Below are 25,116 nucleotides of genomic sequence, written 5' to 3' on the forward strand. Positions count from 1 at the left end.
CGCCGCTCTAGGCGCTTGGCCGAGAGAGTCCACGGAGAGAGCATGAGCGCCAACATCGCCGAAATGGAACGCCGCCGCGAAGCTGCCCGCATGGGCGGCGGGCAAAAGCGGATCGACGCGCAGCATGCCAAGGGCAAGCTCACCGCGCGCGAACGGCTCGACGTGCTGCTCGACGAAGGCAGCTTCGAGGAGCTCGACCGCTACGTCGAGCACGACTGCGTCGATTTCGGCATGGCCGAGCAGCGCATTCCGGGTGACGGGGTGGTCACCGGCAGCGGCACGATCAACGGCCGCCTCGTCTATGTTTTCTCCCAGGATTTCACCGTCTTCGGCGGCTCGCTCTCCAAGCGCCATGCGGAGAAGATCTGCAAGGTGATGGACACTGCGATGAAGGTCGGCGCTCCCGTGATTGGCCTCAACGATTCGGGCGGCGCGCGCATCCAGGAAGGTGTCGCCTCATTGGGCGGCTATGCCGAGGTGTTCCAGCGCAATGTGCTGGCATCAGGCGTCGTGCCGCAGATCAGCCTCATCATGGGGCCGTGCGCGGGCGGCGCGGTGTACTCGCCTGCGATGACCGACTTCATCTTCATGGTGGAGGACAGCTCCTACATGTTCGTCACCGGCCCCGACGTGGTGAAGACGGTGACCAACGAGGTCGTTACGCAGGAAGAACTGGGCGGGGCGAAGACGCACACCACCAAGACCTCCGTCGCCGACAACAGCTTCGAGAACGACATCGAGACGCTGCTCGCGACGCGCAATTTCTTCGACTACCTCCCGCTGTCGAACCGCGAGGCAGTGCCCGAGCGGCCCACTGCCGACGCCTGGGACCGCGAGGAGCCGAGCCTCGACACGCTGATCCCCGACAACGCCAACCAGCCTTACGACATGCATGAAGTCATTCGTAAGACGCTGGACGAGGGCGACTTCTTCGAGATCCAGCCGAACCACGCCGCCAATATCATCTGCGGCTTCGGCCGGGTGGAGGGGCGCACGGTCGGCGTGGTGGCGAACCAGCCCATGGTGCTCGCCGGCGTGCTCGACATCAATTCATCAAAGAAAGCCGCGCGCTTCGTACGGTTCTGCGACGCTTTCGAAATTCCGATCCTGACCTTCGTCGACGTGCCCGGCTTCCTGCCCGGCACGGCGCAGGAGCTGGGCGGCATCATCAAGCACGGGGCCAAGCTGCTGTTTGCCTATGCCGAGGCGACCGTGCCCAAGATTACTGTGATCACCCGCAAGGCCTATGGCGGAGCTTACGACGTGATGGCCTCCAAGCACCTGCGCGGTGACCTCAACTACGCCTGGCCCACCGCCGAAATCGCCGTGATGGGCGCGAAGGGTGCGGTGGAGATCATTTTCCGCCAGGACCGCGACGATCCCGACAAGATCGCCGAGAAGACCAAGGAATACGAAGATCGCTTCGCCAACCCCTTCGTGGCGGCGCAGCGCGGCTATATCGACGAGGTGATCTACCCGCACTCCACGCGGCGGCGGATCGCGCTGGGGCTAAGGAAGCTGCGGACCAAGCAGCTCGAGAACCCGTGGAAGAAGCATGATAATATTCCGTTGTGACTACTGAGAAGCGATCTCTCCTAGCGGCGGTGTTGCTCGGCATTGCTGCAAGTGTGATGTTGTGGCGGGTTGGTGTCACACTTCAAGGCGAACCAGTGCCGCAAACTTGGCGAACTTATCGCGGGTATTTTTTGGCGCTGATTTTGGGACCTATCGCGCTGTATAGCGGCCTCCGAAAAGCAGGCTTCGGGCCGCGCCTCAAGACCGAAGCGCTCTCGGGAACTGCCGGCTGGTTTTCGATTGCGTTCATGGCCATTTGTGCCGCCGGTGTAGCGTTCCAAAATTATGTCATGCTCGAACAGGCAGGTGAATAGATGAAACTCGGCCGTCTCAACCATATCGGCGTCGCCACGCCCTCGATCGAGGAATCGGTGCGCTATTACCGCGATGTCATGGGCGCGACCTCGTTCCACAAGCCCTTCGATCTGGAGGCGCAGGGGGTGAAGGTCTGCTTCGTCGACACGCCCGGCGAGAACGGGACCCACGGCACGCAAATCGAGCTGATCGAGCCGCTCGGCGTGGACAGCCCCATCGCCAAGTTCCTCGAGAAGAACCCTGTCGGCGCGCAGCATCACCTGTGCTACGAGGTCGACGATATCGAGGAAGCGCGTAGCTGGTTCGAAGGGCTGGGCAAGCGCATCCTCGGCCCCACGCGCATCGGCGCGCATGGCACGCCGATCTTCTTCCTCCACCCCAAGGACATGATGGGCCAGCTGACCGAGATCATGGAAACGCCCAAGGACGACGCGCACTGGTCGAACTGACCGGCGCGGGAGAGAGGACCGCGATGCTATTCTACGACAGCCCGAACCCGGCGCCCAATCCGCGCCGCGTGCGCATCCTTGCGGCGGAGAAGGGCATCGACCTGCCCAGCCAAGAAGTCTCGATCCCCAAGCGCGAGCAGAAGGCGCCAGAATACGTCGCCAAGAACCCGCGCGGGCAGACGCCGATCCTCGAGCTCGACGATGGCACTGTGATTGCCGAGAGCGTGGCGATCATGCGTTATCTCGAAGCTCTGCACCCTGAGCCGCCGCTGTTCGGCACCACGCCGCTCGAAATCGCCGAGATCGAGATGTGGAGCCGCCGCGTCGAAATGATCGCGATGCCGCCGATCGGCGCGGTCTGGGTCCACACGCATCCCTTCACCGCCGCGCTGCCCGGTCGCAATGCCGATTGGGGCGAAGCCAACCGCCCGCGCGTCGCCGATGCCTTCCGCTTCTTCGACCGGTCGCTGGCGGACCGCGACTTCCTCGCCGGGTCGGCCTATAGCGCGGCCGACATCCTCCTGCTGACGACAGCCGATTTCGCCGAGTTCGTCGGCTGCGGCATGCCAGAGGAGTGCGAAAACCTGCGCGGCTGGCACGAGCGCGTGTCCGCCCGCCCGAGTGCAAAAGCCTGAGTGCGACCATGACCGACAAGACCCCGACCTATGACGACTGGAAACCCCTTGCCGAAAAGGAGGTCAAGGGCCGCGACCTGACCTGGCAGACGCCCGAGGGGATTGCCGTGAAGCCGCTCTACACCAGCGAGGATACGGCGGACCTCGACCCGGGCGTCCCGGGCATCGCGCCGTTTACGCGCGGGCCCTATGCCTCGATGTACACCGGCCGTCCGTGGACCATCCGCCAGTATGCGGGCTTCTCGACTGCCGAGGAATCCAACGCCTTCTACCGCCGCAACCTTGCTGCGGGACAGAAGGGGCTGAGTGTCGCTTTCGACCTCGCCACGCACCGCGGCTATGACAGCGACCACCCGCGCGTCGTCGGCGATGTCGGCAAGGCGGGCGTCGCGATCGACACCGTGCGCGACATGGAAATCCTGTTCGACCAGATCCCGCTCGACGAGATGAGTGTGTCGATGACGATGAACGGGGCGGTGATCCCCGTCATGGCGTTTTACATCGTTGCGGCGGAGCGGCAGGGCGTCTCGCAGGACAAGCTCGCCGGGACCATCCAGAACGACATCCTCAAGGAGTTCATGGTCCGCAACACCTATATCTACCCGCCCGAGCCGAGCATGCGGATCGTCTCCGACATTATCGCATATACCTCGGCCAACATGCCGAAATTCAACAGCATTTCGATCTCGGGCTACCACATGCACGAAGCAGGGGCGACGGCGGTGCAGGAACTCGCCTTCACCATCGCCGACGGCAAGGAATACGCCAAGCGCGCGATGGAAGCGGGGCTCGACATCGACGCCTTCGCGCCGCGCCTGTCCTTCTTCTGGGGCATCGGCATGAACTTCTTCATGGAGATCGCCAAGATGCGCGCCGCGCGTGCGCTGTGGCACGACGTGATGGACGGGCTGGGGGCGAAGAACCCCAAGTCGAAGATGCTGCGCACGCACTGCCAGACGAGCGGCGTGAGCTTGCAGGAGCAGGACCCCTACAACAACGTCATCCGCACCACGATCGAGGCGATGGCGGCGGTGCTGGGCGGCACGCAGTCGCTCCACACCAATGCGCTGGACGAGGCGATCGCGCTGCCGACCGACTTCTCCGCCCGCATCGCGCGCAACACGCAGCTGGTGATCCAGGAAGAGACGGGCGTCACCAAGGTCGCTGATCCCTTGGGCGGCAGTTACTACATCGAAAGCCTCACCGCTGCGCTGATCGAGGAGGCACAGAAGCTGCTCGAGGAGGTCGATGCAGCGGGCGGGATGACCGCCTATGTCGCCACCGGCAAGCCCAAGGCGCAGATCGAAGAAGCCGCAGCGGCCAAGCAGGCCAGCGTCGACAAGGGCGAGACGGTCATCGTCGGCGTGAACAAATACCGCCTGCCCGAAGAGGCCGATATCGAGACGCTCGACATCGACAACCACGCCGTTCGCCAAAGCCAGATCGCCCGCCTCAAGGCCGTGCGCGAGGGCCGCGACGACTTGGCCTGCAAGGCAGCGCTCGATGCCCTGGCGCGCGGGGCGGCGCAGCGCGAGGGTAATCTCCTCGCACTGGCTGTCGAGGCTGCGCGCCATAATGCGACGCTGGGCGAAATCAGCCAGGCGATGGAAGACGCCTATGGTCGCTACGACACCATGCCCAAGCCCGTGCGCGGCGTGTATTCCGAAGCCTACTCGGACGACACCCGCTACCGTCAGGTGGTCGAGGGCGTGAAGGCGGTCGAGCGCCGCCTGGGTCGCGCGCCGAAGCTGATGGTCGCCAAGATGGGTCAGGACGGCCACGACCGCGGCGCCAACGTGATCGCCTCCGCCTTCTCCGACATGGGCTTCGAGGTCGTCTCCGGCCCGCTGTTCCAGACGCCGGAGGAAACCCGCGACATGGCGCTGGAGAACGACGTCGACGCCATCGGCGCGAGCAGCCTTGCGGCGGGTCACAAGACGCTCATTCCCGAACTCATCACCCTGCTGAAGGAAGCGGGTCGCAGCGACATCAAGGTCATCGCCGGCGGCGTGATCCCGCAGAAGGATTACGACTTCCTGCGCGATGCCGGGGTGCAGGGCATCTACGGCCCGGGCAGCAACGTGGTCGAATGCGCAGCGGACGTGCTGCGGCTGCTCGGCCACAACATGCCGCCTGCGGGGGAGGATCTCGACGAGGCGGCGGAGTGAGTTTTGGCGATCAACCTTCGCTGAGCGTCTGGCAGAAAATCGGCTGTCTTGCTTACCTACTCGGAGCGGGATTCTGCGTTTTCTACTTTGCCATGTTGGCAGCGATTAGCGATTGCGCTTCGGATGACTGCCTTCCAGATTCAGTCCGCCTCGCCATGTTTCCAGGGTCTCTGATAATTGCAGTGATCGGCGGCTACTTTTTGACCAAATTCATCATGCGAGACAAAGATTGACACAAATCCGCACCGACTGGACCCGCGAAGAAATCGCTGGGCTGTTCGACCTTCCCTTTACCGAACTCCTGTTCCAAGCCGCCACGGTCCACCGCGAGTTCCATCCGCCCGAGCAGATCCAGCTCTGCACGCTGCTATCGATCAAGACCGGCGGGTGTCCGGAGGATTGCGGTTATTGCTCGCAGTCGGTGAAGGCTGACAGCGGGGTCGAGGCGACCAAGCTGATGGAGGTGCAATCCGTCCTCCAGCGCGCGGCGCAGGCGAAGGATGCAGGCTCGCAGCGTTTCTGCATGGGCGCGGCGTGGCGTAATCCCAAGGACCGCGACATGCCCGCGATCGTCGAGATCGTGAAGGGCGTGCGCGCGATGGGGCTGGAGACCTGCATGACGCTCGGCATGCTGACGCCGAAGCAGGCGGACATGCTGAAAGAGGCGGGGCTCGACTACTACAACCACAATGTCGATACGGGACCCGAATATTACGAGCGCGTGATCTCGACCCGCAATTACCAGGACCGGCTCGACACGCTGCAAAACGTGCGCGATGCGGGCATCAATGTGTGTAGCGGCGGGATCGTCGGCATGGGCGAAACGCGTGATGACCGGGTGGGCTTCGTCCACACGCTCGCCACGCTCGAACGCCATCCCGAAAGCGTTCCGGTCAACGCGCTGGTGCCGGTCAAGGGCACGGTGCTGGGCGACATGCTGGCCGACACACCGCTCGCCAAGATCGACGACATCGAGTTCGTCCGCACAGTGGCGGTGGCGCGCATTTGCATGCCGATGAGCATGGTCCGCCTCTCCGCAGGCCGCGAGAGCATGAGCGAGGCCACGCAGGCGCTTTGCTTCCTCGCTGGCGCGAACTCGATCTTCACCGGCGACAAGCTGCTGACCGCTCCCAATGCGGGTGACGACAGCGACGCGGCGCTGTTCGCGAAGCTGGGGCTGACGGCGCTGGCGCAGGAAGAACCGATGCGGGCGTGCAAGGTGGCGGAGCCTGCCGAGTGACCCTCGGCTTCTCCGTCGATGCGTTGCTGCCCAAGGCGCGCGGGGGCGGGGTGCTCAAGATGGGGCTCGCCAAACTGGACGAGAGCGAGTGGCTCCAGCCCGAACCCGACCTGGCCGCGCGAGCGGCCGGTTTCGCAGTCTATCCCGAGGGCATCCAGCAAGTGCGTGAAGGCGAAGCGCCCGGCGCGGAGCTCGCGGCCATGCTCGGACGGTCGGGTGGCCTGCCGGAAGCGGCGCGGGCCCATCACGAGGACATGTGCCTCCTGACCCTGCCGGGCTCGGCGCGCCCGGGCGACGAGCAATACCGCCTCGTCGGCGCGGCCGTTGCGTGGCCGTCCGACTGGACGCCCGCCGACAAGCTGGGCCTGCCCCTGCGCGCGCTCCATGCGCCGATCCAGGGTTATGAGGAGCAGCTCGCCAGCGGGGTCGATCACTTCATGGCCAAGCTGAAGCCCGGCGCGATCTACGGGCGATGCAACTGGTTCATTGCCGCCACCGGCCTTCGCCGCTGGGTGGCGCAGCCGCCCGAGCAGGCCTTCGCCCACGTCACGCCGCAGAACGCGGGCGAGACATTGTTCGTGCGCTCCGAACGCCAGACGCTGCGCCGCCTGCCCGAGACCGGCGCGATCCTCTTCACCATCGGCATCTACGTCGCGCCGCTGGGGTCTTTGTCGCCCGCCAACATCGAGCGGCTCGCCAATGCGATGCGCGGCCTGCTCGACGGCGAGGGCGAACGCCGCGGCGCGGGCGCCTATGCCGAGGCGCTCGTTCGTTTTGCGGAAGACCGCCGCTAGATCAGCGGGTTACCTGGCGCGCTTGACACGCGCGGTCAAAGGGCGTGTCTTGCCCGTCGCTGGGGGACAACAGCATCAAGAAAATCCGGATCGCTTCTCAGGGTCGCATTCCTTCGATGGGAGAGGACTGATGAAGAAGCTTATACTCGCCGCAGTCGCACTGGGACTGGCCGTGCCGACGACGCCGGCCGTCGCGCAGCAAGCCGCAACGCCCGAACGTATGGAGGGGGTCACCTGGGCAAGGGTGGTCCTGACGAAGTTCAAGCAGGGCAAGCGCGCCCGCGCCATGGAGATCATCGAGAACTATTTCGCCAAGGCCGACAACATGTCGGGCCGCGACAGCGGCATCCACGGTATCCACTTCGATACGGGCGAATGGGATGCGGTCTACGTCTTCCCGATGGCGGGTGGCCCGAACGACATGACCTGGGCAACCTCTCCGGACGATATCGCCTGGATGGCGCAGATGGTGAAGCTGGCCGGCAGTGAGGACGCCGCAATGAAGATCGTCGAGGAGTTCGATTCCCTGATCCAGGCGCAGACAAGCTACGTCGGGCACGCGCATTCCACCTATTGAGTGCCGCTTGAAGAACCTCCGCCGGGGCGGCATAGGCTTGCAAACGGTCTTGCATGCGCCCGGCGGAGGTCTTCTTGTTTCTATCGACGATCATACTCGCCATGGCCGCACAAGCCTCCGCGAGCGAATACCCCGCATGCAACCAGCAACGCGCCGACCAGGGCATCCAGAGCGATCTCAACATTTGCGCGCATCACGAATTCCTTGATGCGGACAAGGCGCTGAACGCCCAGTGGAAAGTAACCGCCGCGAAGATGCGCGCGCTGGACGAGGACGGTTTTGCCCCCGATGACGGCAGGCCCGGCCATTTCGATGCCCTGCTGGCCGCGCAGCGCGCCTGGCTGGCCTATCGCGATGCCCATTGCGTCACCGAAGGCTATTGGGCACGAGGCGGATCGATGGAGCCGATGCTGGTCAGTTTCTGCCTCGCCGGCCTGACAAAAGACAGAACCGAACGATTGCGCCAACTGGCGGAGAACCCCAACTGATGTTCACGAAAATCCTCATCGCCAATCGCGGCGAAATCGCCTGCCGCGTGATCAAGACCGCGCGCCGGATGGGCATCCGGACGGTGGCGGTCTATTCCGATGCCGATGCCCGCGCGCCCTTCGTGCGCATGGCGGACGAGGCGGTCCATATCGGGCCCGCTCCTGCAGCCGAGAGCTATCTGATCGCGGACAAGATCATCGCCGCTGCCAAGCAGACCGGCGCCGAGGCGGTGCACCCGGGCTACGGCTTCCTTTCCGAACGCGCGAGCTTCGTCGAGGCGCTGGAGAAGGAAGGCATCGCCTTCATCGGGCCGCCGGTTAACGCCATCGCGGCGATGGGCGACAAGATCGAGTCCAAGAAGCTGGCGAAGGAAGCGGGGGTGAATGTCGTTCCCGGCTTCGTGGGCGAAATCCGCGATACCGAACATGCGGTCGAGATCAGCAACGATATCGGCTACCCGGTGATGATGAAGGCCAGCGCCGGAGGCGGCGGCAAGGGCATGCGCCTCGCTTACTCCGAAAAGGACGTGCGCGAGGGCTTCGAGGCGACCAAGCGCGAGGGCCTCAACTCCTTCGGTGACGATCGCGTCTTCATCGAGAAGTTCATCGAGAACCCGCGCCATATCGAGATCCAGATCCTCGGCGACATGCACGGCAACGTGATCTACCTCAACGAGCGCGAGTGCAGCATCCAGCGCCGCCACCAGAAGGTGGTCGAGGAAGCGCCGTCGCCCTTCGTCACACCCAAGATGCGCAAGGCCATGGGCGACCAGTGTGTCGCGCTGTCGAAGGCGGTGAACTATCACAGCGCGGGCACGGTCGAACTGATCGTCAGCGGCGCGGACCCGACGGGCGAGAGCTTCTACTTTCTCGAAATGAATACCCGCCTTCAAGTCGAGCACCCGGTCACTGAAGCGATCACCGGCGTCGACCTCGTCGAGCAGATGATCCGCGTGGCAGCGGGTGAAAAGCTCGCCATGACGCAGGACGACGTAAAGATTGACGGCTGGGCGATCGAGAACCGCGTCTATGCCGAGGATCCCTATCGCGGCTTCCTGCCGTCCACGGGGCGTCTGGTACGCTACCAGCCGCCGGTCGAGCCCTGGGCCGACGACGGGGCGGAGAACGGACGGCGCGGCGTCGATGGCGTGCGTGTCGATGACGGCGTGTTCGAAGGCGGCGAGGTGTCGATGTTCTACGACCCGATGATCGCCAAGCTGGTCACCTGGGGCGAAACGCGCGACGAGGCGGCAGACCTGCAGGTGCAGGCGCTCGACGCCTTCCGCATCGAGGGGCTCGGCCACAATGTCGATTTCCTCAGCGCGATCATGCAGCACCCGCGTTTCCGCTCGGGCGAACTGACCACCGGCTTCATCGCCGAGGAGTATCCCGACGGTTTCGAGGGCGCGGCAGCTTCGGACGATCTCAAGCGCGTGCTGGCGGCGGTTGGCGGCGTCATCGCGACCGCCGATGCCGATCGCGCGCGGCGCATCGACCAGCAGCTCGACGGCGATTTCTACGCGCCGGGCGACTGGACCGTGCGGATCGGCGAGACCGACTATCACGTGGTGCTCGAAGAAGAGGCGATCACGGTCGATGGCGAGCCGGTCGACCTCGACATGGAATATACGCCGGGCGAGGCGATGCTCGACCTCGAAGCGGAAGGCGAGGCCCTGACGCTGCAGCTCAAGCCCACCCGCATGGGCTATGCCATCACCACGCGCGGCGCGACGCATGACCTGCGGATCCTCCAGACGCGCATCGCCCACCTGGCCGGTCACATGATCGAAAAGGTGCCGCCCGACCTTTCCAAGTTGCTCATCTGCCCGATGCCCGGCCTGCTTGTGAAACTGCATGTGGCCGAGGGCGAGGAAGTCCAGCCGGGCCAGCCGCTCGCGACGGTGGAGGCGATGAAGATGGAGAACATCCTGCGCGCCGAAAAGCAGGCCGTGGTGAGCAAGATCAACGCGGGCGAGGGCGAAAGCCTGGCCGTCGATGCGGTGATCCTCGAACTCGAATAGAAAGCCGCGCGCACGTTTAACCAATCGCCAGCGCAATTTTTGCGCCGTCGCGAATAGCTGATCGTGCGATTTCGAGACGATCCGCCGAAATCATGGTGAACGGACTTTAAACGAATCGCCTAGCCGGAGATATTGTAGGCCTTCGAGTCGCTTCTGCAGCACCACGCACAGGAGTATTACGCATGGCACACAGGGGAACAGGGTTCTTCGATACCCGGGGCAATTATCACAAGACCCCGGAGGACGCGACGATCGCGGACCTCGCAGGCATTCTCGGCAAGATCGGCGAGGGCGACAGCCTTGCGCCCGGCATTGCGCAGATGTTGCTCGACCGGCGACCGGAGATCGAACGGCTCTTTGCCGAACACGACCAGATGATGGCCGATTACCAGCCTGTGGGGGCGGGCAAGGTGACCCGGCTCAAGCCGCTGGCGAGCTGATCGGGCATTCTGCCGACAGATCGAGGTGATAGCACTGGTTGTCCGGCCCGTTGACGTAGCTGGCGAAGGACTCGCCACGCGCAAAGCCGTACTTGGAATAAAGCCGGATGGCCGGTTCGAATTCTGCAGTCGTCCCGGTTTCGAGGCTTAGCTGCGCGATCCCCTCGGACCGGGCTAGCGCGATCAGTTCCTCGAGGACCGCCTTGGCGAGTCCCTTGCCGAGATGCTCGGGGCGGGTGCGCATCGATTTCAGTTCCGCATGGTCCGGCCCGAGCCGCTTAATCGCGCCGATCGCGGCCAGCTCCTCGCCCAGCCATGCCCCGAGCACCGTGACCTCGGGCCCGGAAAGCCCCGACAGGTCGAGCGCGAAGCTGGTGCCCGGCGGCGACATCTCTTCCATGTCCTGCTGGTGGAACGCGATCATGGCCTGCACGGCGGGATCCGACAGGATGGCCGGCTCGATGCGCATTGTCACTCCTCCACCATCGCCACTGCGCGAATCCAGCCTGCGCTGGCGCGCTCGATCTTTACCGGGAAGCAGCTGACGGTGAAACCGTGGTTGGGCAGGGCGGCAAGGTTGGTGAGCTTCTCGATCTGGTAATAGGGGCGGATGCGGCCCGCCTTGTGGCCCTCCCAGATGATCGCTGGATCGCGCCTTTCGGCCCAGCGCTTCGCCGTGTGGCTGAAGGGAGCGTCCCAGCTCCAGGCATCGGTGCCGACCACCTCCACGCCGCGCTCTGTCAGCCACAGTGTCGCCTCTGCACCGAGACCGACGCCCTGGTCGGTGAAATTCTCGGTCCCATATACCGCGCCCGATTGTACCAGCACGATATCGAGCGGCTGCACCTCGTAGCCGATCCGCTCGAACGCTTCCTCGACCTCCGCCCCGTTCACGACATGGCCGTGGGGCAGGTGCGAGAAATCGAGCTTCACGCCCGGACGGAAGAACCGGTCGAGCGGTGCCTCGTCGATGCTCGGCGCGGGGCTGGCGCCGCTGTCGGTGGTCGAGTGGTAATGCCACGGCGCGTCCATGTGGGTGCCGTTGTGGGTCGAGAGTTCGAGCATCTCGACCGCCCAGCCTTCGCCATCGGGCAGGTCGTCCTTCTCGAGTCCGGGGAAGAACATCGCGATCTGCTCCCACGTGCTCTCGTGGGTCATGTACTGGATCTTCGGTCGCATCACCTCGGGGTCGGAGACGACGTCGTTGGTGATGGGGATGGAAAGGTCGATGTAGCGCGTCATGCCCCGAAACATGCGCGCGGGCCTTGCGCCGGTCAATGCGCCTGCAATTGCTCGTCGAGGAAGGCGGCGACATCGTCCAGCGCCACCTCGCGGTCGACATATGCTGCACCGATGCTGCGCAGCAGGATGAAGGGCAGGGTGCCGCTCGCGTCCATCTTCTTGTCCTGGAGCATGTGCGCGACCAGTGCCTTGCCGTCGCAGTCGAGGCCCAGCGCCGAAATCTCTGCGGGCAGCCCCGTCGCGTCGATCGCGCGGGTCACGCGAGAGGCCTCCGCTTCGCTGATTTGCCCGCGCCGCGCGGAATAGCGCGCGGCGAGCACCATGCCGAGCGCAACACCCTCGCCATGCAGCAGGCGGTCGGAGAAGCCCGTCTCGGCCTCGAGCGCATGGCCGAACGTGTGCCCGAGGTTGAGCAGGGCCCGCTTGCCGGTGGTCTCGCGCTCGTCCTCGGCGACGATCCGCGCCTTGGCAGCCACGCTGTTCGCCACGGCGCGCTCCAGTTCAGCGTCCTGCAGGCCGAGCACCGCCTCGCCATGCTCTTCAAGCCAGTCGAAGAAGTCCGCATCGCCCAGCACGCCGTACTTCAGCACCTCGGCATAGCCTGCGCGCAATTCGCGCGGCGGCAGCGTGGCCAGCGCGTCGAGATCTGCCAGCACCAGCGAGGGCTGGTGAAAAGCGCCGACGAGGTTCTTTCCCGCTGCGGTGTTGATCGCCGTCTTTCCGCCCACCGAACTGTCCACCTGCGCCAGCAGCGTGGTGGGCAATTGCACGAAACCGCAGCCGCGCTTCATGATCGAACAGGCGAAGCCGGTCAGGTCGCCCACGACCCCGCCGCCCAATGCGAAGACATGGTCGCCGCGCGTCAGGCCGAGGGCGAGCATCCAGTCGACCAGGTCCTGCAGACCGGTCCAGCTCTTCGCTGCCTCGCCCGGCTCGACAACGTACCACTCGATGCCGAACCCGTCCGAAGCCAGCGAATGTGCCAGCCGCTCGCCATGGTGTTCGAGCGCATTGCGATCGGCCACGACTGGCACCTTGCGCCCATGATAGGGTTCGATGAAGTCGCGCGCCTGCACGATGGCGTCGTTCAGAAGGCCGTTGCCGACGAGGACTTCGTAGCTCCTGCCTGCCAGTTCGACCGGGATCACAGCCATGCGTCGATTGCCTCCAGAATGCGCATCGCGGCGTCCTGGTGTGGGCCGTCGTTAGTGACCACATGCAGTTGCGCCTGCGCATAGGCGCCGCCGCGCTGGTCCTTGAGATTGGTCAGGATTTCGCGCGGATCGCCCTGGCGCAACAACGGGCGCGTGTTGCGGCGGCTCGTGCGTTCGACCAGCGTGTCGATGTCGCAGTCGAGCCAGACCGCGAGCCCCTGTGCGATGATAAGTGCGCGCGTTTCGGGATCGACGAAGGCCCCGCCTCCAGTGGCGATCACGCCGTGGCGCTCCTCCATCAAACGGGCGATCACCCGCCGTTCGCCCTCGCGAAAATAGGCTTCTCCATGGGCTTCGAAGATTTCCGCGATGCTGCGCTGGGCGGCGCGTTCGATCTCGTCGTCGGCATCGACGAAGTCCTTGCCCAGCAAGCCTGCCAGCTTGCGACCGACGGTGGACTTGCCCACCCCCATCAGGCCGACCAGCACCACGGGCCGGTCGAGCCGGTTGGCCAGGCCTGCAATCTCCGCATCGGTCATGACAAGCGCGTCAGTCATTGCCGCCGTGCCTAGACATGGGCTAGGGCGCGGGCAAGGTATCAGCACTTGGAACGGGACGCGAAAAACTTGGCCATGAGCGGAAGGCGGATCGGAGGCATCGCGGCACTGGCGATTGTGGCGCTGTGCATCGTCGCGTGGATCGATGGTGGGGAAGAACCCGTGCATCCGATCGAACAGGCGATCGAGCTGCCGGGAAGCGCCCGATGAAGGCTGGCTGGCTGATCGGCGGCGCCGCGCTCGCGCTGTCCTCGTCCCTCGTGCTCGCGCAGTCGGCGCCCGAAGACCTGCTGCCGCCGGGATTCGACAATCCGGCCCCCGCGCCGAGCCCGACGCAGGCCGCACCGGCACCTTCGGCCACGGGTGCGCCCGCGCCCAACGCCGCAGGCGAAATCGTGCAGCCGCTCCCGAGCGGAGAGCAGCCTGCACCGACCAGCGGCGGCTTCGACCTTGCAAATCTCCCGACCCTCAGGGAGATCGAAAACATGTCGACCGACGAGCTCGACGAGTTGCTCGGGCTCAAGCCGAAATTCGATATTCCGCCCGCCGCGCGCCGTTCGATGGAACGGGCGGGCGTGCTCGCTGCCAGCGAAGGTGGTCTGCCCGCAAAATCGCTCGCGAAACAGCCTGCCGCGCTGGTCCGCGCCGCGCTGGCCGGGACCAAGGCGCCGATGGTCTCCCGCTGGGGTCACATTCTCCTGCGCCGTACGCTGGCCAGCCGGCTCGCGGCTCCCGAGGGGATGGACCCGGTCGAGTTCGCCACCCTGCGAGTGCGCGCGCTCAATGCCATGGGCGAACATGCCGTCGCGCGGGCGCTGGTGCAGGACATCGATACCGCGAACTACTCCCCCGAACTGACCAATGCCGCGATCGACGCCTACATCGGCACAGCGGATATCGTCGGCGCATGCCCCGCCGTGCGGCTGGTGCGGACCGGACGCGACGATGTCGAGTGGCAGATGCTGGCCGGGATCTGCAACGCCTATGCAGGAGAAGAGACGCGGGCGCTGAACGACTTGCGCCGCCTCCAGTCGCGCGGGCAGGGCGAGCCGATCGACGTGCTCCTGGCGCAGCGCTTTGCCGGTGCTGCGGGCTCCGGTCGCCGTGCCGTTACGATCGAATGGGACGATGTCGACAGCGTGACGCCGTGGCGGTTTGCAATGGCGAACGCGCTTGGCGAGCCCCTGCCGGAAAATCTCTCGGACGACCTCGGCCCGGACCTGCTCAAGAGCGCGGCGCTGACCCCGGCATTGGGACCGCTGGAACGGGTAGGTCACGCAGATGTTGCGGGACAGAGCGGCATTTACTCCTCGGCCGCCATGGTCGATCTCTACAGCCAGATTTTCGCCGACGGTGCGGATGACAGCGACGCGAGCCTGCGTGCATCGCGGTTGCGCGAAGCCTATGTCGGGACCGATCCGGCCTCGCGTCTCGCCGCGATCCGCGACGTGTGGGGTGGGGCGGGCGACTATGTCTATGGCCGCATGGTGATGACCGCTTTCGCCGCAGCGCGTCTCCCCGCAGACGAGGCATTCGCCAGTGACGCGGGCGAACTGATCGCCTCGATGCTGGCCGCCGGTCTCGACCGCGATGCGCTGCGCTGGGCAGGCGTCGTGGACGAAGGCAGCCTCGGCTGGGCGCTGCTGGCCCTGGCTGCGCCCACGCGCCAGGAGGCCGTCACCGATGGGGAGCTCGACAGTTTCGTCGATGACGACACGTCGTCCGGCCAGCGCAAGTCGCGCATGCTGCTCGCCGGACTGGCCGGCCTCGACCGCGTGGGACAGGGCGATATCGCCGAATACAGCCAGCGCCTTTCGGTCAGCCTCGGCGGGGAAACCCGCTGGACCCGGGCGATCGACGCGGCGGCGGATGTCGGCAACCCGACGCTGGTCGCGATGCTGGCCGGCCTTGGCATGCAGGGCGACAGCTGGGACCGCATGACCGCTCGCCACCTGTTCCACATCGTCTCCGCCCTGCGCCGGGTGGGGCTCGAGGCAGAAGCCCGGATGATCGCCGCGGAGGCGGTCGCGCGCGCCTGACGTGAGCGCCATCGACGATTTCCTCGCCATGCTCGCTGCCGAGCGCGGCGCGGCGCGCAACACGATTTTAGCCTACGGGCGCGATCTCGAACAGGCGGAGGAGATGGTTTCGGGCCGTCTCGCCGATGCGAGCCCCGCGCAGCTGGCGAAGCTGGCACAAGGCTGGGCCTCGCTCGCGCCCGCGACGCTCGCTCGCAAGACCTCGTCGCTGCGGCAGTTCTTCGGTTTCCTCGTCGACGAAGGTATGCGCGAGGACGATCCGACCCACGCCTTGCCGCGCCCGGCAACGCGCCGTCCGCTGCCGAAAATCCTGTCCCATGCAGAGATCGAAGCACTCTTCCAGCGGGCAGAGGAGGAGGCCGCTGGCGAGTCTCCCGCGGCGGTTCGCATGTTGGTGCTGCTCGAAATGCTCTACGGTTCGGGCCTGCGCGCGACCGAGCTTGTGTCCTTGCCGGTCTCCGCCGTGCCGCGCGATGCGCCGTTTCTTACCGTTACCGGCAAGGGCGGGCAGGCACGCATGGTCCCGGTCAGCAAGCGCGCCGGCAGGGCGCTCGGATGCTGGCTGGCGCTGCGCGAGTTCGGGTCGCCCTGGCTCTTCCCCTCGCGCAAGGGGCATATCTCGCGCATCCGTCTGTTCCAGCTGATCAAGGCGCTTGCGGTGCGAGCCGGCCTGCCGCCCGAAAAGCTCAGCCCGCATGTGCTGCGCCACGCCTTCGCGACGCACTTGCTGGAGGGCGGGGCAGACCTGCGTGCACTCCAGACCCTGCTCGGACATGCGGATATCTCGACCACGCAGATCTACACGCATGTCGATGCAGCGCGGCTCGTGAAGCTGGTTAACGAGCGGCACCCGCTTGCGCAGCGGCGCACATCGGACTAGCGCGGCGCGATGATTTCCTACCTCGAATTCGAGAAGCCCGTCGCGGAGCTGGAGCAGCGCATCGAAGAACTGCGCAGCGCGGCCGAGGGCGATGATGTCGACATTTCCAACGAACTCCAGCGGCTCGAGCTCAAGAGTGCAGCACTGCTGGCGAGCACCTATGAGGCGCTGACGCCGTGGCAGAAGACGCAGGTTGCCCGGCATCCGTCGCGCCCGCATTTCCGCGATTATGTCGAACATGCCTTCGAAGAGTTCGTGCCGCTGGGCGGCGACCGCGCCTATGGCGAGGACGAGGCGATAATGGGTGGCTTCGCCAGGCTCGACGGGCGCAAGATCGTGCTGATCGGTCACGAAAAAGGCAACGATACCGCCAGCCGGCTCCGCCACAATTTCGGCATGGGCAAGCCGGAGGGCTATCGCAAGGCGATCCGCCTGATGGAACTGGCGGGCCGATTCGGTTTGCCGGTGGTCACGCTGGTCGACACCTCGGGCGCCTTTCCCGGCGTCGAGGCCGAGGAGCGCGGCCAGGCCGAAGCCATCGCCCGCTCCACAGAGGCCTGCCTTGCGCTTCCCGTGCCCATGGTCGCCGCGATCGTGGGCGAGGGCGGGTCGGGCGGCGCCGTTGCGCTGGCCAGTGCCGAACGCGTGCTGATGATGGAGCACGCGGTCTATTCGGTCATTTCCCCCGAAGGTTGCGCGTCGATCCTGTGGCGCACGGCGGAAAAGGCGCCCGATGCCGCCGAAGCGATGAAGGTGACCGCCCAGAACCTCGCCGAACTCAAGGTTATCGACCGTATCGTGCCGGAACCCATCGGTGGGGCCCACCGCGATCCGCGCAGTGCCGCCTTGTCACTGGGCGCCGCGATCGGCGAAGAGCTCGACATGCTCTCGCGTCATTCCGGCGACGAGCTGAAGCGCATGCGCGAAGAGCGGTTCCTCCGCATCGCAGGCTGACGGCGCGCGGGAACAAAGTCCCGCGTCGCCCTGTTCTCCCCTCATATTGATGAATTTGCGGGTGCTTTCACGAGAAAGGCACGCGCTCAAGGGGAGCCCTTTATGTCGCGTACGAAATCGATTCTGGCTGTCACGACGGCCACGCTGTCCCTCGCACTGGCTGGCTGTGCCGCAGTCGGCGGTCCGATCCCCGATGCCTCCGCGCCGATCACCCAGAGCGAAGCGCAGATGGGTGCCGAAGCGCATCCGCAGCTGCTGGCCGAATTCGGCGGCGCGATGACGGGGTCGCAGGCGCAGTATGTCGAGCAGGTCGGCAAGAACATCGCCGTGCAATCGGGCCTCGGCAACGCGCGCGACAGCTTCACCGTGTCGCTGCTCAACAGCCCGGTAAACAACGCTTTCGCGATCCCCGGCGGCTATGTCTACACTACCCGCCAGCTGGTCGCGCTGATGAACAACGAGGCGGAGCTCGCCGGTGTGCTCGGCCACGAAGTCGGTCACGTGGCCGCGCGTCACTCGCAGCGCCGCCAGCAGGCCGCGCAGCGGAATACCTTGCTGGGCGCAGGCGCGGCGATCCTGTCCGGCTTGCTGCTCGGAAATACCGGGCTCGGCCAGCAGATCGGCCAGGCAGCGCTGCAGGGTTCGCAGCTGCTCACGCTGAAGTTCTCTCGCTCGCAGGAGCTCGAGGCGGACGATCTGGGTATTCGCTACCTCAATCAGGCCGGCTACGATCCACGCGCGATGGCGACGGTGCTGCGGAGCCTCGCTATGCAGAACGCGCTCGACGCGCGTGTCCAGGGCCGGGACAACGCGTCGCTCCCCGAATGGGCATCGACCCACCCCGATCCGGCGAGCCGCGTCCAAAGCGCGCTATCCAAGGCGCAGGGCATGACCGGCGTCACCAATCGCGACACCTTCCTCACCCGGATCGATGGCATCCTTTACGGCGACGATCCGGAGCAAGGGGTGATCGAGGGCCGCGAGTTCATCCACCCGCAACTGCGCTTCGCGTTTACCGCGCCGCAGGGCTTCTACATGATCAACGGCACCCGCGCGGTGACGATCAACGGCCAGAGCGGCAAGGCACAGCTCACGCTGGCGCCCTATAACGGCAACCTCAACACCTATGTGCAGAGCGTGTTTTCCGGTCTGAGCAAGGAGCAGACGATCACGCCGGGCTCGATCCAGCGAACGACCGTCAACGGCTTGCCGGCTGCCTACGGCACGGCGCGGGTCAATTCGGGCAATGGCCAGGTCGATGTGACCGTGTTTGCCTATGAATTCGCGAACGACCGCGCCTATCACTTCCTGGCGATTACCCAGGCCGGCAGCGCGAGCGCGTTCAACCCGATGTTCTCCTCGATGCGCCGAATCAATGCGCAGGAGGCAGGCAGCGTGATCCCGCGTCAAATCGACGTGGTAACCGTCGGCAGCGGCGACACCGTAGCTTCGCTCGCGCGACGGATGGCCTACAGCGACAACCAGGTCGAACGGTTCCGCGTGCTCAACGGTCTCGCTTCGGACGAGAACGTCAGCGCCGGCCAGAAGGTCAAGATCGTCGTCCGCGCCCGCTGAGTGTAAGGCGTGCCGACATCGGACAAAGAAAAAGGCGGCGGGGATTATCCCCGCCGCCTCTTCTTTTGCGTTTTACCGCTAGCGATTAAGCAGCGTTCGACGTGCTCATCGTGGTCGAGACCTTGTTGAAGGTCGTCGAGAGTTCGTTGCCGAGGCTCTGCATCGCGGTGATGGCAGCAACGGCGATCAGAGCAGCGATCAGGCCGTATTCGATAGCGGTGGCGCCTTCTTCGTTGCGGCGCAGCTTGTTGATGAACTTCATTGTATGTCTCCTGGTTCAGTCTTCGTTCCCGGCTCGCTCCGACGTTGCGGTTCGAGCGATCTTCTTATTGCTGCCGAGGTGTTGAAAAATTCCTAACAATCCCAGGCAGCAATTTGCCCCTCAGGCAGACGTTGCGGTCGAGACCGCGGTCTGCACCTTGTTCCACATCGTGATGGTCGACGTGCCAAACGTCTGGATGGCCCCCACCATTGCGAGGAAGATAAGGGCGAGGATCAGCCCGTATTCGACAGCCGTGGCACCGCTCTCGTCGCGTCCCAGTTTGTTCAGGAAGTTGACCATGATTGCTTTGCCCCAGTTGTCACTTTGTCGAAGCTGACGGTCGGCAAATACGATCCGCAGCGTTAAGAAAGGGTTGAGGGGAAGCTCTGAATTGCAAAAAAATCCGACATGGATGTGCGTCGTGGCTCTGGCACTGTCCGACTCGCATGGGCGCTGGCTGATGCACAAGAGACCCGAAGGAAAGGCGCATGGAGGCCTGTGGGAATTCCCGGGGGGGAAGGTCGAACCGGGCGAAACGCCCGTGGATGCGTTGGTTCGCGAGATCGCCGAAGAGCTGGGTCTCGAAACTCACCGTTCGGAGCTGGAACCGGCCGGGTTCGCGCAACAGATGCCGGACGAGCAGGCGATCCCGATCGTCATACTTCTTTACACGGCGCGCTGGAGCGGGGCCCCGATCACCCTGTCCGAAGGCGGTTCAATCGACTGGTTCGAGCCTGAGCAGATCGAGGCGCTGGCCAAACCGCCCCTCGATATCGCGCTCGCGCGCGGGCTGTTCCAAAAACCTTCGGATTAGGGATTGCCAAGCCGGAACACCCCTCCTATGTGGCGCCCTCCAGCGCACCCGTAGCTCAGCTGGATAGAGCACCAGACTACGAATCTGGGGGTCGGACGTTCGAATCGTTCCGGGTGCGCCATAAAAGCCCATCCCTCGCAAGAGGGGTGGGCTTTTGTGGTTCGCGGCTGCTTAATCCGCCTCGTCTTCCAGCTGGTGCATATCGTCGTCGCTGAACCCGAAGTGATGGCCGGCCTCGTGCACGACGACATGCCGGACAAGATCTTCCATATGGACGCCGGTGGCACGCCATTCTGCGATCAGCGGCTCGCGAAAGAGCCAGATGCGCGCGGGCATGCGGCCGCTTTCCCAGACCGAGCGATCGGGCAGGGCGACCCCTTCGTAAAGCCCGGTCAGGTCCCAGCGATCGCCGAGGCCGACCGATTCCAGCTGTTCCGCCGTCGCGAAGTCTTCGACCTGCAAGACGATGTCCTGCATCTGCTCCCGGAATTCTGGCGGGAGAGACGCGCGCACAGCTTCCGCCATCTGTTGCATCTGTGCGGCTGTCGGCCCGGTCCGGTCGTGCATCATTTGCCTGATATGGGAGCGGGCGGGCTGCGTCACAAGTCAGAGGAACTGGAAGCGTTCGAGCCTGTTATTCAGGCAAAAGGAGATACCCCGATGGCCGACGCCGCAGAAATTTTCGACCGCCTGAAAGAAGACCACGACAAACATCGCGCGCTGCTCGACCGGTTGCTCGAGACGAGCGGGGATACGCCGGAACGCGAGGAACTCTTCACCGAACTGACCAAGGAATTGAAGGGTCACGCCGCCGCCGAGGAGCAGGCGCTCTATTCCACAATGCTACGCAAGCCGCCGACGACCGACGAGACGCGGCATTCCGTCGCCGAGCACCACGAGATCGACGAAGCCCTGAACGACCTTGCCGCGACCGACATGGCGACTGGCGCGTGGCTGACCAAGTTCAAGGAGTTCGATCACCGCTATCGTCACCATATCCAGGAAGAGGAAGAGGACCACTTCCCCGACTTCGCCAACTACCTCGACAAGGAGGACATGGCCCATATGGAACAGGTATTCGAACGCCGGAAGCGCGAGGAAAAGGCCGAGGCCGAGGTCACTCCCGAAAAGAAAGAGGACGCCAAGGAGTGATCCTTCGCTAGGAGGGGGCCATGGGGGAACCGGAACAGACGGATCCGAAACGCGTGTCCCGGCTCGACGATGGCGTCGAGCCGGGCGTTTGGCGGTATGCCAAGGCCGATCGGGTCAAGATGCTCGTCGACGCGGAAAACTATTTCGAAGCGATGCAGGAGGCAATGCTCAATGCACGCTTTCGTATCCTGCTTATCGGTTGGGATTTCGACACCCGCATCCACTTCCACGAAGGACGCCGGTGGTGGCAGCGTGCCTGGCGCAGCGATCATCCGCGGCGGCTGGGTGCGTTTTTCGCGTGGCTCGTACGGAACCGCCGCACGCTGGAAATCCGGATTCTCAAATGGAGTTTCGGCGTCTTCAAGTTCACCTTTCGCGGATCGATGTGGTGGGACCTGGTCCGATGGATCCGGCACCGGCGGATCGACTTCAAGTTCGATTCGGCCCATCCGGTCGGATGTAGCCACCACCAGAAGTTGGCGGTGCTCGACAGCTCGCTCGCCATATGCGGGGGGATCGACATGACCACCAAGCGCTGGGACACACGCGAGCACCGCGAACATGAACCGCGGCGCAAGACGCCGACCGGCTTCAAGTACATGCCGTGGCACGACGCCTCGCTCATGATGGAAGGCGAGATCGCGGAAGCCCTGAGCGAGCTTGGCCGCGACCGCTGGATCAGGGCGGGCGGCAACCCGCTGGTTCCGCTCAAGCGCTCTGAAAAGAGCTTGTGGCCCGAAGGTCTCGCACCCGATTTCGAGGACGTGGAGATCGGCATAGCGCGGACACGCGCGGAATATCGGGATTGGGAGCAGGTTCGCGAAATCGAAAAGCTGTTCGTTGAACATGTCAGGCGCGCCAAACGCTTTATCTATGCCGAGAGCCAATACTTTGCCTCGCGCGCAGTCGGCGAAGCAATCCTCGCACGCATGGAAGAAGACGACCCCCCGGAAATCGTGCTCGTCCACCCGGAAAATGCCGACGGCTGGCTCGAACAGCAGGCAATGGATCATGCGCGCGCCGAACTCGTCCGGTGTATCGCCGCCGTGGACAAACAGGGGCGCTTTTCGATCTGGTGCCCGAAGACCGGCGACACACCGATCTACGTCCACGCCAAGGTGATGATCGTCGATGACGAGATCCTGCGCGTGGGTTCGGCCAATCTCAACAACCGGTCGATGGGGCTCGACAGCGAATGCGACGTGTTCATCGACGCGGCGCGCGACGGCAACGGCCATGCGCGCGACGGTATCCGGCGCATTCGCCTGTCACTGCTGGCCGAGCATCTGGGACTGGATGAACTTGCCGTCGAACAGATGCTCGATACGCATTCCTCGATGGCAGCCGTCATCGACCATTGTGCCGGAAAGGGCGGACGACAATTGTGTCGCTATCATCCGCCCGAACTCAACGAGGCCGAAAAGACAGTCGCGCATAGCGGCTTGCTGGACCCCGACGCTCCGGAAGACCTGTTCGAGCCGTTTGCAAAAGGCGGGCTGTTCCGCAATGGAAGCCGCCTCGGTCGCGTGCGCAACAGAATTAAGAGGATTCAGGGCAAATGAGCAGCCTGGTCGGGCCCGACGAAGACGATCCGCGCGGCAAGCCGCCGGTACCCGCACACGTGCAGGAAGCGATCCGCACGCTCATCGAATGGGCGGGCGATGATCCGACCCGCGAAGGCCTGCTCGACACGCCCGCGCGCGTCGCACGCGCCTGGAAGGAATATTGCCTCGGATACGGGGAAGACCCGGGCTACCATCTCAGCCGGGTGTTCGAGGAAGTCGGCGGTTACAACGAGATCGTGCTGCTGAAGGACATCCCGTTCCAGTCGCATTGCGAACACCACATGGCGCCGATCATCGGCAAGGCTGCGATCGCATACCTCCCCAACGATCGCGTGGTCGGCATTTCCAAGCTCGCCCGTGTGCTGCATGGTTACGCACGGCGATTGCAGGTGCAGGAACGGCTCACCGCCGAGGTCGCGGACTGCATCTGGGAAAACCTCGAGCCTCAGGGTGTCGCCGTGGTGATCGAGGCTTCGCACAGCTGCATGACGGCACGCGGGGTGCGCACGCCGGGAGTGGGGATGATCACCAGCCGGATGATGGGGACTTTCCTCGAGGACCAGCGCAGCCGCAAGGAAGTGCTGAGCCTCATGGGCTACGGCTAACGCTCAGTCCTTGAACAGCCGCTCGATCAGGCTGCGGCTCTTGCGCGTCGGCGCGGTCTCACCCGCAAGGCCATATAGATAGTTGCCCAGCAGGACGGCCTGCTCCTTGCTGAGGAAATAGCGGAAGTCGCGCACGTCGTCGTTGGAACCGGGAGTTTTTCGTGCGCTCTGCATGATCAGCATGATCCGGTCTCCGGCCGGGCCGGAATCCCAGCCCAGCAGCACCCCGAAATCGCGGTCGAGATCCGTTTCGGGTTTGGTCTGCTTGTCCCCCATGCCGAAAAGACTGCGCCCCGCCTTGCGAGTCGGGCAAGGCAGGGCGCGTCTTTGTCCGCAGATGGGACGGTTTGGGTGTCAGAGCTGGCCGAGCATGTGTTCCGCGCTCGAGACCGAGAAATCGCCCGGTGCCTCGACATTGAGTTCCTTCACCACGCCGTCCTCGACGATCATCGAGTAGCGCTGGCCGCGCTTGCCCATGCCGAAGCCAGAACCGTCCATCGTGAGGCCGACAGCCTCCGCGAAATCGCCGTTGCCGTCTGCCAGCATGGTCACCGGATCGGCATTGTTGGCCGCCTTCCATGCGCCCATCACGAAAGCATCGTTGACCGCGGTCGCCACGATCTCGTCGACGCCCTTGCTCTTAAGTTCTTCCGCCTTTTCGACGTAGCCGGGCAGGTGGCGCGCCGAGCAGGTCGGGGTGAAGGCACCCGGCACCGAGAACAGCGCAACGGTCTTGCCCTTGAAGTACTCGCCCGACTGGACCTGTTCCGGACCGCTCTCGGTCGCCTTGACCAGCGTCACGTCAGGCAGCTTGTCACCCACCGAAATCGTCATCGCAAAATTCCTTGTCTGTCCCGTCCAGTGGCGGAGGTAGGCGGGCGCCGCCTGCGATGCAACCGAGCCGGATGGTAAATTTCGCTTTACCGCGGGCCTTTAAGTTCGGGTAAAATCTTGGGGCCACCTTCTACCTATGCGGGCAATCAGGGACGCGCCGCTGGGGAGACAGGGACATGGGACTATTCAAAAAGACTCTTTCGGGAACTGCGGCAGTTGCGGTTCTGCTGACGCCGGTTTCGGCAGGAGCGACCACGCCGCGCGAGGCGGAGCAGATCCGCAAGCTCGACATCATGCTGATGGTAACCTCGCTGCGGTGCCGCATGGGCAAGGACGATTTCCAGCCGGGTTATCGCAAGTTTTCGGCCGCACACCTCACCACGCTGAACGGCGCAGCCAGGACGCTCGAGAGCGGACTGGTTAAACGCCACGGGGCGAAGGGCGCCAAGCGCGCGCTCGACCGCATCAGCGTCGGGATGGCAAACCAGTACGGGCAGGGACACCCGTGGCTGGACTGCGGTGCGCTGAAGGGCATCACCGACGATCTGGCCCAGTCGCGCAATCCGGGCGATCTCACGATCGCGGCCGACGAACTGCTGGCCGCAGGGCCGCAGAACGGCGGGCGTTTCGCGGCGCGCTGAATGCCCTGGGACTTACGGATAGTCGCTGGGACTAAAGGATAGTGCGCTTGGACAATGGGTTGGGGTGCATTGCCCTCGACCGATGGAGGGGCTAGGGGCGGCGCTTGAAAGCGTCGCCCTTTTCCTGTGCGGCGCAACCC

General features: G+C 64.6%; 30 protein-coding genes and 1 tRNA gene. 22 read left to right on the forward strand and 9 right to left on the reverse strand.

Translation table 11 applies throughout. The annotated features are described in order from the left end of the window. Positions 1-42 precede the first annotated feature (42 nt). The 11 genes from K3172_RS08190 to K3172_RS08240 all read left to right on the forward strand — a co-directional run bounded on the left by K3172_RS08190 (position 43) and on the right by K3172_RS08240 (position 10,702). A complete protein-coding gene (locus tag K3172_RS08190; RefSeq protein ID WP_221588640.1) occupies positions 43-1,575 on the forward strand; it encodes an acyl-CoA carboxylase subunit beta in 1,533 nt (510 codons plus the stop codon). Next, entirely contained in the window at positions 1,572-1,889 is a 318-nt protein-coding gene (locus K3172_RS08195) for a hypothetical protein (RefSeq protein WP_221588642.1), read from the forward strand. Before K3172_RS08190 ends, K3172_RS08195 begins: the two co-directional genes overlap by 4 nt. Further along, positions 1,890-2,339: a methylmalonyl-CoA epimerase gene (gene mce / locus K3172_RS08200; RefSeq protein ID WP_221588645.1), complete on the forward strand. Its 450-nt coding sequence runs from the start codon at positions 1,890-1,892 to the stop codon at positions 2,337-2,339. Positions 2,340-2,362: 23 nt separating this feature from the next. Then, positions 2,363-2,974 (forward strand): glutathione S-transferase family protein, encoded by a 612-nt coding sequence (locus K3172_RS08205; protein ID WP_221588647.1) that lies wholly within the window; start codon positions 2,363-2,365, stop codon positions 2,972-2,974. An 8-nt stretch (positions 2,975-2,982) separates the two neighbouring features. After that, positions 2,983-5,142 (forward strand): methylmalonyl-CoA mutase, encoded by a 2,160-nt coding sequence (scpA, locus tag K3172_RS08210; RefSeq protein WP_221588649.1) that lies wholly within the window; start codon positions 2,983-2,985, stop codon positions 5,140-5,142. A 229-nt stretch (positions 5,143-5,371) separates the two neighbouring features. Further along, positions 5,372-6,382, forward strand: a complete 1,011-nt coding sequence (gene bioB / locus K3172_RS08215; protein WP_221588651.1) for a biotin synthase BioB — start codon at positions 5,372-5,374, stop codon at positions 6,380-6,382. Beyond that, on the forward strand, positions 6,379-7,176 hold the full coding sequence (locus K3172_RS08220; protein WP_221588653.1) for a heme-dependent oxidative N-demethylase family protein: 798 nt from the start codon (positions 6,379-6,381) through the stop codon (positions 7,174-7,176). Before bioB ends, K3172_RS08220 begins: the two co-directional genes overlap by 4 nt. Positions 7,177-7,306: 130 nt before the next feature. Next, positions 7,307-7,753, forward strand: a complete 447-nt coding sequence (locus K3172_RS08225) for a hypothetical protein (protein WP_221588655.1) — start codon at positions 7,307-7,309, stop codon at positions 7,751-7,753. 74 nt (positions 7,754-7,827) lie between these two features. Further along, on the forward strand, positions 7,828-8,241 hold the full coding sequence (locus tag K3172_RS08230) for a lysozyme inhibitor LprI family protein (RefSeq protein WP_247717969.1): 414 nt from the start codon (positions 7,828-7,830) through the stop codon (positions 8,239-8,241). After that, the gene (locus K3172_RS08235) at positions 8,241-10,262 is read left to right on the forward strand and encodes an acetyl-CoA carboxylase biotin carboxylase subunit (protein WP_221588659.1); all 2,022 of its coding nucleotides are present in this window, start codon (positions 8,241-8,243) and stop codon (positions 10,260-10,262) included. The genes K3172_RS08230 and K3172_RS08235 overlap by 1 nt, the downstream gene beginning before the upstream one ends. A gap of 182 nt (positions 10,263-10,444) precedes the next feature. Further along, on the forward strand, positions 10,445-10,702 hold the full coding sequence (locus K3172_RS08240; protein ID WP_221588661.1) for a hypothetical protein: 258 nt from the start codon (positions 10,445-10,447) through the stop codon (positions 10,700-10,702). On the opposite strand, the gene K3172_RS08245 is transcribed toward K3172_RS08240, so the two are convergent. Genes K3172_RS08245 through K3172_RS08260 form a run of 4 tightly spaced genes read right to left on the reverse strand, consistent with a single transcriptional unit; the run spans position 10,683 to position 13,655 of the window. Beyond that, positions 10,683-11,171, reverse strand: coding sequence for a GNAT family N-acetyltransferase (locus K3172_RS08245; protein WP_221588663.1), 489 nt, complete (start codon positions 11,169-11,171; stop codon positions 10,683-10,685). The genes K3172_RS08240 and K3172_RS08245 overlap by 20 nt on opposite strands. A gap of 2 nt (positions 11,172-11,173) precedes the next feature. Then, a complete protein-coding gene (locus K3172_RS08250) occupies positions 11,174-11,944 on the reverse strand; it encodes a cyclase family protein (protein WP_221588665.1) in 771 nt (256 codons plus the stop codon). 32 nt (positions 11,945-11,976) lie between these two features. Then, positions 11,977-13,098, reverse strand: coding sequence for a 3-dehydroquinate synthase (aroB, locus tag K3172_RS08255; protein ID WP_221588667.1), 1,122 nt, complete (start codon positions 13,096-13,098; stop codon positions 11,977-11,979). After that, positions 13,089-13,655: a shikimate kinase gene (locus K3172_RS08260; RefSeq protein WP_221588669.1), complete on the reverse strand. Its 567-nt coding sequence runs from the start codon at positions 13,653-13,655 to the stop codon at positions 13,089-13,091. Before K3172_RS08260 ends, aroB begins: the two co-directional genes overlap by 10 nt. Before the next feature lie 48 nt (positions 13,656-13,703). Between K3172_RS08260 and K3172_RS08265 the strand changes: the two genes are divergently transcribed. The 5 genes from K3172_RS08265 to K3172_RS08285 all read left to right on the forward strand — a co-directional run bounded on the left by K3172_RS08265 (position 13,704) and on the right by K3172_RS08285 (position 19,103). Continuing rightward, a complete protein-coding gene (locus tag K3172_RS08265; RefSeq protein WP_221589165.1) occupies positions 13,704-13,865 on the forward strand; it encodes a hypothetical protein in 162 nt (53 codons plus the stop codon). Then, positions 13,862-15,694, forward strand: a complete 1,833-nt coding sequence (locus tag K3172_RS08270) for a hypothetical protein (protein ID WP_221588671.1) — start codon at positions 13,862-13,864, stop codon at positions 15,692-15,694. Before K3172_RS08265 ends, K3172_RS08270 begins: the two co-directional genes overlap by 4 nt. Before the next feature lies 1 nt (position 15,695). Continuing rightward, complete coding sequence (locus tag K3172_RS08275) at positions 15,696-16,574, forward strand: tyrosine recombinase (RefSeq protein ID WP_221588673.1); 879 nt, start codon at positions 15,696-15,698, stop codon at positions 16,572-16,574. Between the two features lie 9 nt (positions 16,575-16,583). Then, positions 16,584-17,528, forward strand: a complete 945-nt coding sequence (locus K3172_RS08280) for an acetyl-CoA carboxylase carboxyltransferase subunit alpha (protein WP_221588675.1) — start codon at positions 16,584-16,586, stop codon at positions 17,526-17,528. A gap of 102 nt (positions 17,529-17,630) precedes the next feature. Beyond that, a complete protein-coding gene (locus K3172_RS08285) occupies positions 17,631-19,103 on the forward strand; it encodes a M48 family metalloprotease (RefSeq protein ID WP_221588677.1) in 1,473 nt (490 codons plus the stop codon). Positions 19,104-19,188: 85 nt separating this feature from the next. Here the strand turns inward: K3172_RS08285 and K3172_RS08290 are convergent, their stop codons facing one another. Both K3172_RS08290 and K3172_RS08295 read right to left on the reverse strand, forming a co-directional pair. After that, positions 19,189-19,365: a Flp family type IVb pilin gene (locus tag K3172_RS08290; RefSeq protein ID WP_221588679.1), complete on the reverse strand. Its 177-nt coding sequence runs from the start codon at positions 19,363-19,365 to the stop codon at positions 19,189-19,191. Positions 19,366-19,485: 120 nt separating this feature from the next. Further along, positions 19,486-19,665: a Flp family type IVb pilin gene (locus tag K3172_RS08295; protein ID WP_221588682.1), complete on the reverse strand. Its 180-nt coding sequence runs from the start codon at positions 19,663-19,665 to the stop codon at positions 19,486-19,488. A 160-nt stretch (positions 19,666-19,825) separates the two neighbouring features. On the opposite strand from K3172_RS08295, the gene K3172_RS08300 reads away from it, so the two are divergent. Beyond that, positions 19,826-20,179, forward strand: a complete 354-nt coding sequence (locus K3172_RS08300) for an NUDIX domain-containing protein (RefSeq protein ID WP_247717970.1) — start codon at positions 19,826-19,828, stop codon at positions 20,177-20,179. Between the two features lie 44 nt (positions 20,180-20,223). Next, a tRNA-Arg gene (locus K3172_RS08305) sits at positions 20,224-20,300 on the forward strand. A gap of 50 nt (positions 20,301-20,350) precedes the next feature. Here K3172_RS08305 and K3172_RS08310 read toward each other — a convergent pair. Further along, positions 20,351-20,749, reverse strand: a complete 399-nt coding sequence (locus tag K3172_RS08310; RefSeq protein ID WP_221588685.1) for a metallopeptidase family protein — start codon at positions 20,747-20,749, stop codon at positions 20,351-20,353. A 90-nt stretch (positions 20,750-20,839) separates the two neighbouring features. Here K3172_RS08310 and K3172_RS08315 point away from each other — a divergent pair, with 90 nt between their 5' ends. The 3 genes from K3172_RS08315 to folE are packed head-to-tail and all read left to right on the forward strand — an operon-like array spanning position 20,840 to position 23,501. Continuing rightward, entirely contained in the window at positions 20,840-21,331 is a 492-nt protein-coding gene (locus tag K3172_RS08315) for a hemerythrin domain-containing protein (RefSeq protein ID WP_221588687.1), read from the forward strand. A gap of 20 nt (positions 21,332-21,351) precedes the next feature. Further along, on the forward strand, positions 21,352-22,893 hold the full coding sequence (locus K3172_RS08320) for a phospholipase D-like domain-containing protein (RefSeq protein WP_221588689.1): 1,542 nt from the start codon (positions 21,352-21,354) through the stop codon (positions 22,891-22,893). After that, positions 22,890-23,501 carry a GTP cyclohydrolase I FolE gene (gene folE, locus K3172_RS08325; RefSeq protein WP_221588691.1) on the forward strand — a complete coding sequence of 204 codons (612 nt, stop codon included), beginning with the start codon at positions 22,890-22,892 and terminating at the stop codon, positions 23,499-23,501. Before K3172_RS08320 ends, folE begins: the two co-directional genes overlap by 4 nt. Before the next feature lie 3 nt (positions 23,502-23,504). On the opposite strand, the gene K3172_RS08330 is transcribed toward folE, so the two are convergent. Together K3172_RS08330 and K3172_RS08335 are read right to left on the reverse strand one after the other, a co-directional pair. After that, positions 23,505-23,777 carry a hypothetical protein gene (locus K3172_RS08330; protein WP_221588692.1) on the reverse strand — a complete coding sequence of 91 codons (273 nt, stop codon included), beginning with the start codon at positions 23,775-23,777 and terminating at the stop codon, positions 23,505-23,507. A gap of 78 nt (positions 23,778-23,855) precedes the next feature. Then, positions 23,856-24,335, reverse strand: a complete 480-nt coding sequence (locus K3172_RS08335; RefSeq protein WP_221588694.1) for a peroxiredoxin — start codon at positions 24,333-24,335, stop codon at positions 23,856-23,858. A gap of 176 nt (positions 24,336-24,511) precedes the next feature. On the opposite strand from K3172_RS08335, the gene K3172_RS08340 reads away from it, so the two are divergent. Next, positions 24,512-24,976, forward strand: coding sequence for an S-adenosyl-L-homocysteine hydrolase (locus tag K3172_RS08340; protein ID WP_221588696.1), 465 nt, complete (start codon positions 24,512-24,514; stop codon positions 24,974-24,976). Positions 24,977-25,116: the final 140 nt, after the last annotated feature.

Source organism: Qipengyuania proteolytica, assembly GCF_019711565.1.
GTDB classification, from domain to species: domain Bacteria; phylum Pseudomonadota; class Alphaproteobacteria; order Sphingomonadales; family Sphingomonadaceae; genus Qipengyuania; species Qipengyuania proteolytica.

Bases quoted from the DNA above. Each gene is read 5' to 3' on its own strand.
- K3172_RS08190 (WP_221588640.1), top strand. From the start codon at position 43: ATGAGCGCCAACATCGCCGAAATGGAACGCCGCCGCGAAGCTGCCCGC.
- mce (WP_221588645.1), top strand. From the start codon at position 1,890: ATGAAACTCGGCCGTCTCAACCATATCGGCGTCGCCACGCCCTCGATC.
- K3172_RS08205 (WP_221588647.1), top strand. From the start codon at position 2,363: ATGCTATTCTACGACAGCCCGAACCCGGCGCCCAATCCGCGCCGCGTG.
- scpA (WP_221588649.1), top strand. From the start codon at position 2,983: ATGACCGACAAGACCCCGACCTATGACGACTGGAAACCCCTTGCCGAA.
- K3172_RS08225 (WP_221588655.1), top strand. From the start codon at position 7,307: ATGAAGAAGCTTATACTCGCCGCAGTCGCACTGGGACTGGCCGTGCCG.
- K3172_RS08235 (WP_221588659.1), top strand. From the start codon at position 8,241: ATGTTCACGAAAATCCTCATCGCCAATCGCGGCGAAATCGCCTGCCGC.
- K3172_RS08240 (WP_221588661.1), top strand. From the start codon at position 10,445: ATGGCACACAGGGGAACAGGGTTCTTCGATACCCGGGGCAATTATCAC.
- K3172_RS08245 (WP_221588663.1), bottom strand. From the start codon at position 11,171: ATGCGCATCGAGCCGGCCATCCTGTCGGATCCCGCCGTGCAGGCCATG.
- K3172_RS08250 (WP_221588665.1), bottom strand. From the start codon at position 11,944: ATGACGCGCTACATCGACCTTTCCATCCCCATCACCAACGACGTCGTC.
- aroB (WP_221588667.1), bottom strand. From the start codon at position 13,098: ATGGCTGTGATCCCGGTCGAACTGGCAGGCAGGAGCTACGAAGTCCTC.
- K3172_RS08260 (WP_221588669.1), bottom strand. From the start codon at position 13,655: ATGACTGACGCGCTTGTCATGACCGATGCGGAGATTGCAGGCCTGGCC.
- K3172_RS08270 (WP_221588671.1), top strand. From the start codon at position 13,862: ATGAAGGCTGGCTGGCTGATCGGCGGCGCCGCGCTCGCGCTGTCCTCG.
- K3172_RS08280 (WP_221588675.1), top strand. From the start codon at position 16,584: ATGATTTCCTACCTCGAATTCGAGAAGCCCGTCGCGGAGCTGGAGCAG.
- K3172_RS08285 (WP_221588677.1), top strand. From the start codon at position 17,631: ATGTCGCGTACGAAATCGATTCTGGCTGTCACGACGGCCACGCTGTCC.
- K3172_RS08290 (WP_221588679.1), bottom strand. From the start codon at position 19,365: ATGAAGTTCATCAACAAGCTGCGCCGCAACGAAGAAGGCGCCACCGCT.
- K3172_RS08295 (WP_221588682.1), bottom strand. From the start codon at position 19,665: ATGGTCAACTTCCTGAACAAACTGGGACGCGACGAGAGCGGTGCCACG.
- K3172_RS08300 (WP_247717970.1), top strand. From the start codon at position 19,826: ATGCACAAGAGACCCGAAGGAAAGGCGCATGGAGGCCTGTGGGAATTC.
- K3172_RS08310 (WP_221588685.1), bottom strand. From the start codon at position 20,749: ATGATGCACGACCGGACCGGGCCGACAGCCGCACAGATGCAACAGATG.
- K3172_RS08315 (WP_221588687.1), top strand. From the start codon at position 20,840: ATGGCCGACGCCGCAGAAATTTTCGACCGCCTGAAAGAAGACCACGAC.
- K3172_RS08320 (WP_221588689.1), top strand. From the start codon at position 21,352: ATGGGGGAACCGGAACAGACGGATCCGAAACGCGTGTCCCGGCTCGAC.
- folE (WP_221588691.1), top strand. From the start codon at position 22,890: ATGAGCAGCCTGGTCGGGCCCGACGAAGACGATCCGCGCGGCAAGCCG.
- K3172_RS08330 (WP_221588692.1), bottom strand. From the start codon at position 23,777: ATGGGGGACAAGCAGACCAAACCCGAAACGGATCTCGACCGCGATTTC.
- K3172_RS08335 (WP_221588694.1), bottom strand. From the start codon at position 24,335: ATGACGATTTCGGTGGGTGACAAGCTGCCTGACGTGACGCTGGTCAAG.
- K3172_RS08340 (WP_221588696.1), top strand. From the start codon at position 24,512: ATGGGACTATTCAAAAAGACTCTTTCGGGAACTGCGGCAGTTGCGGTT.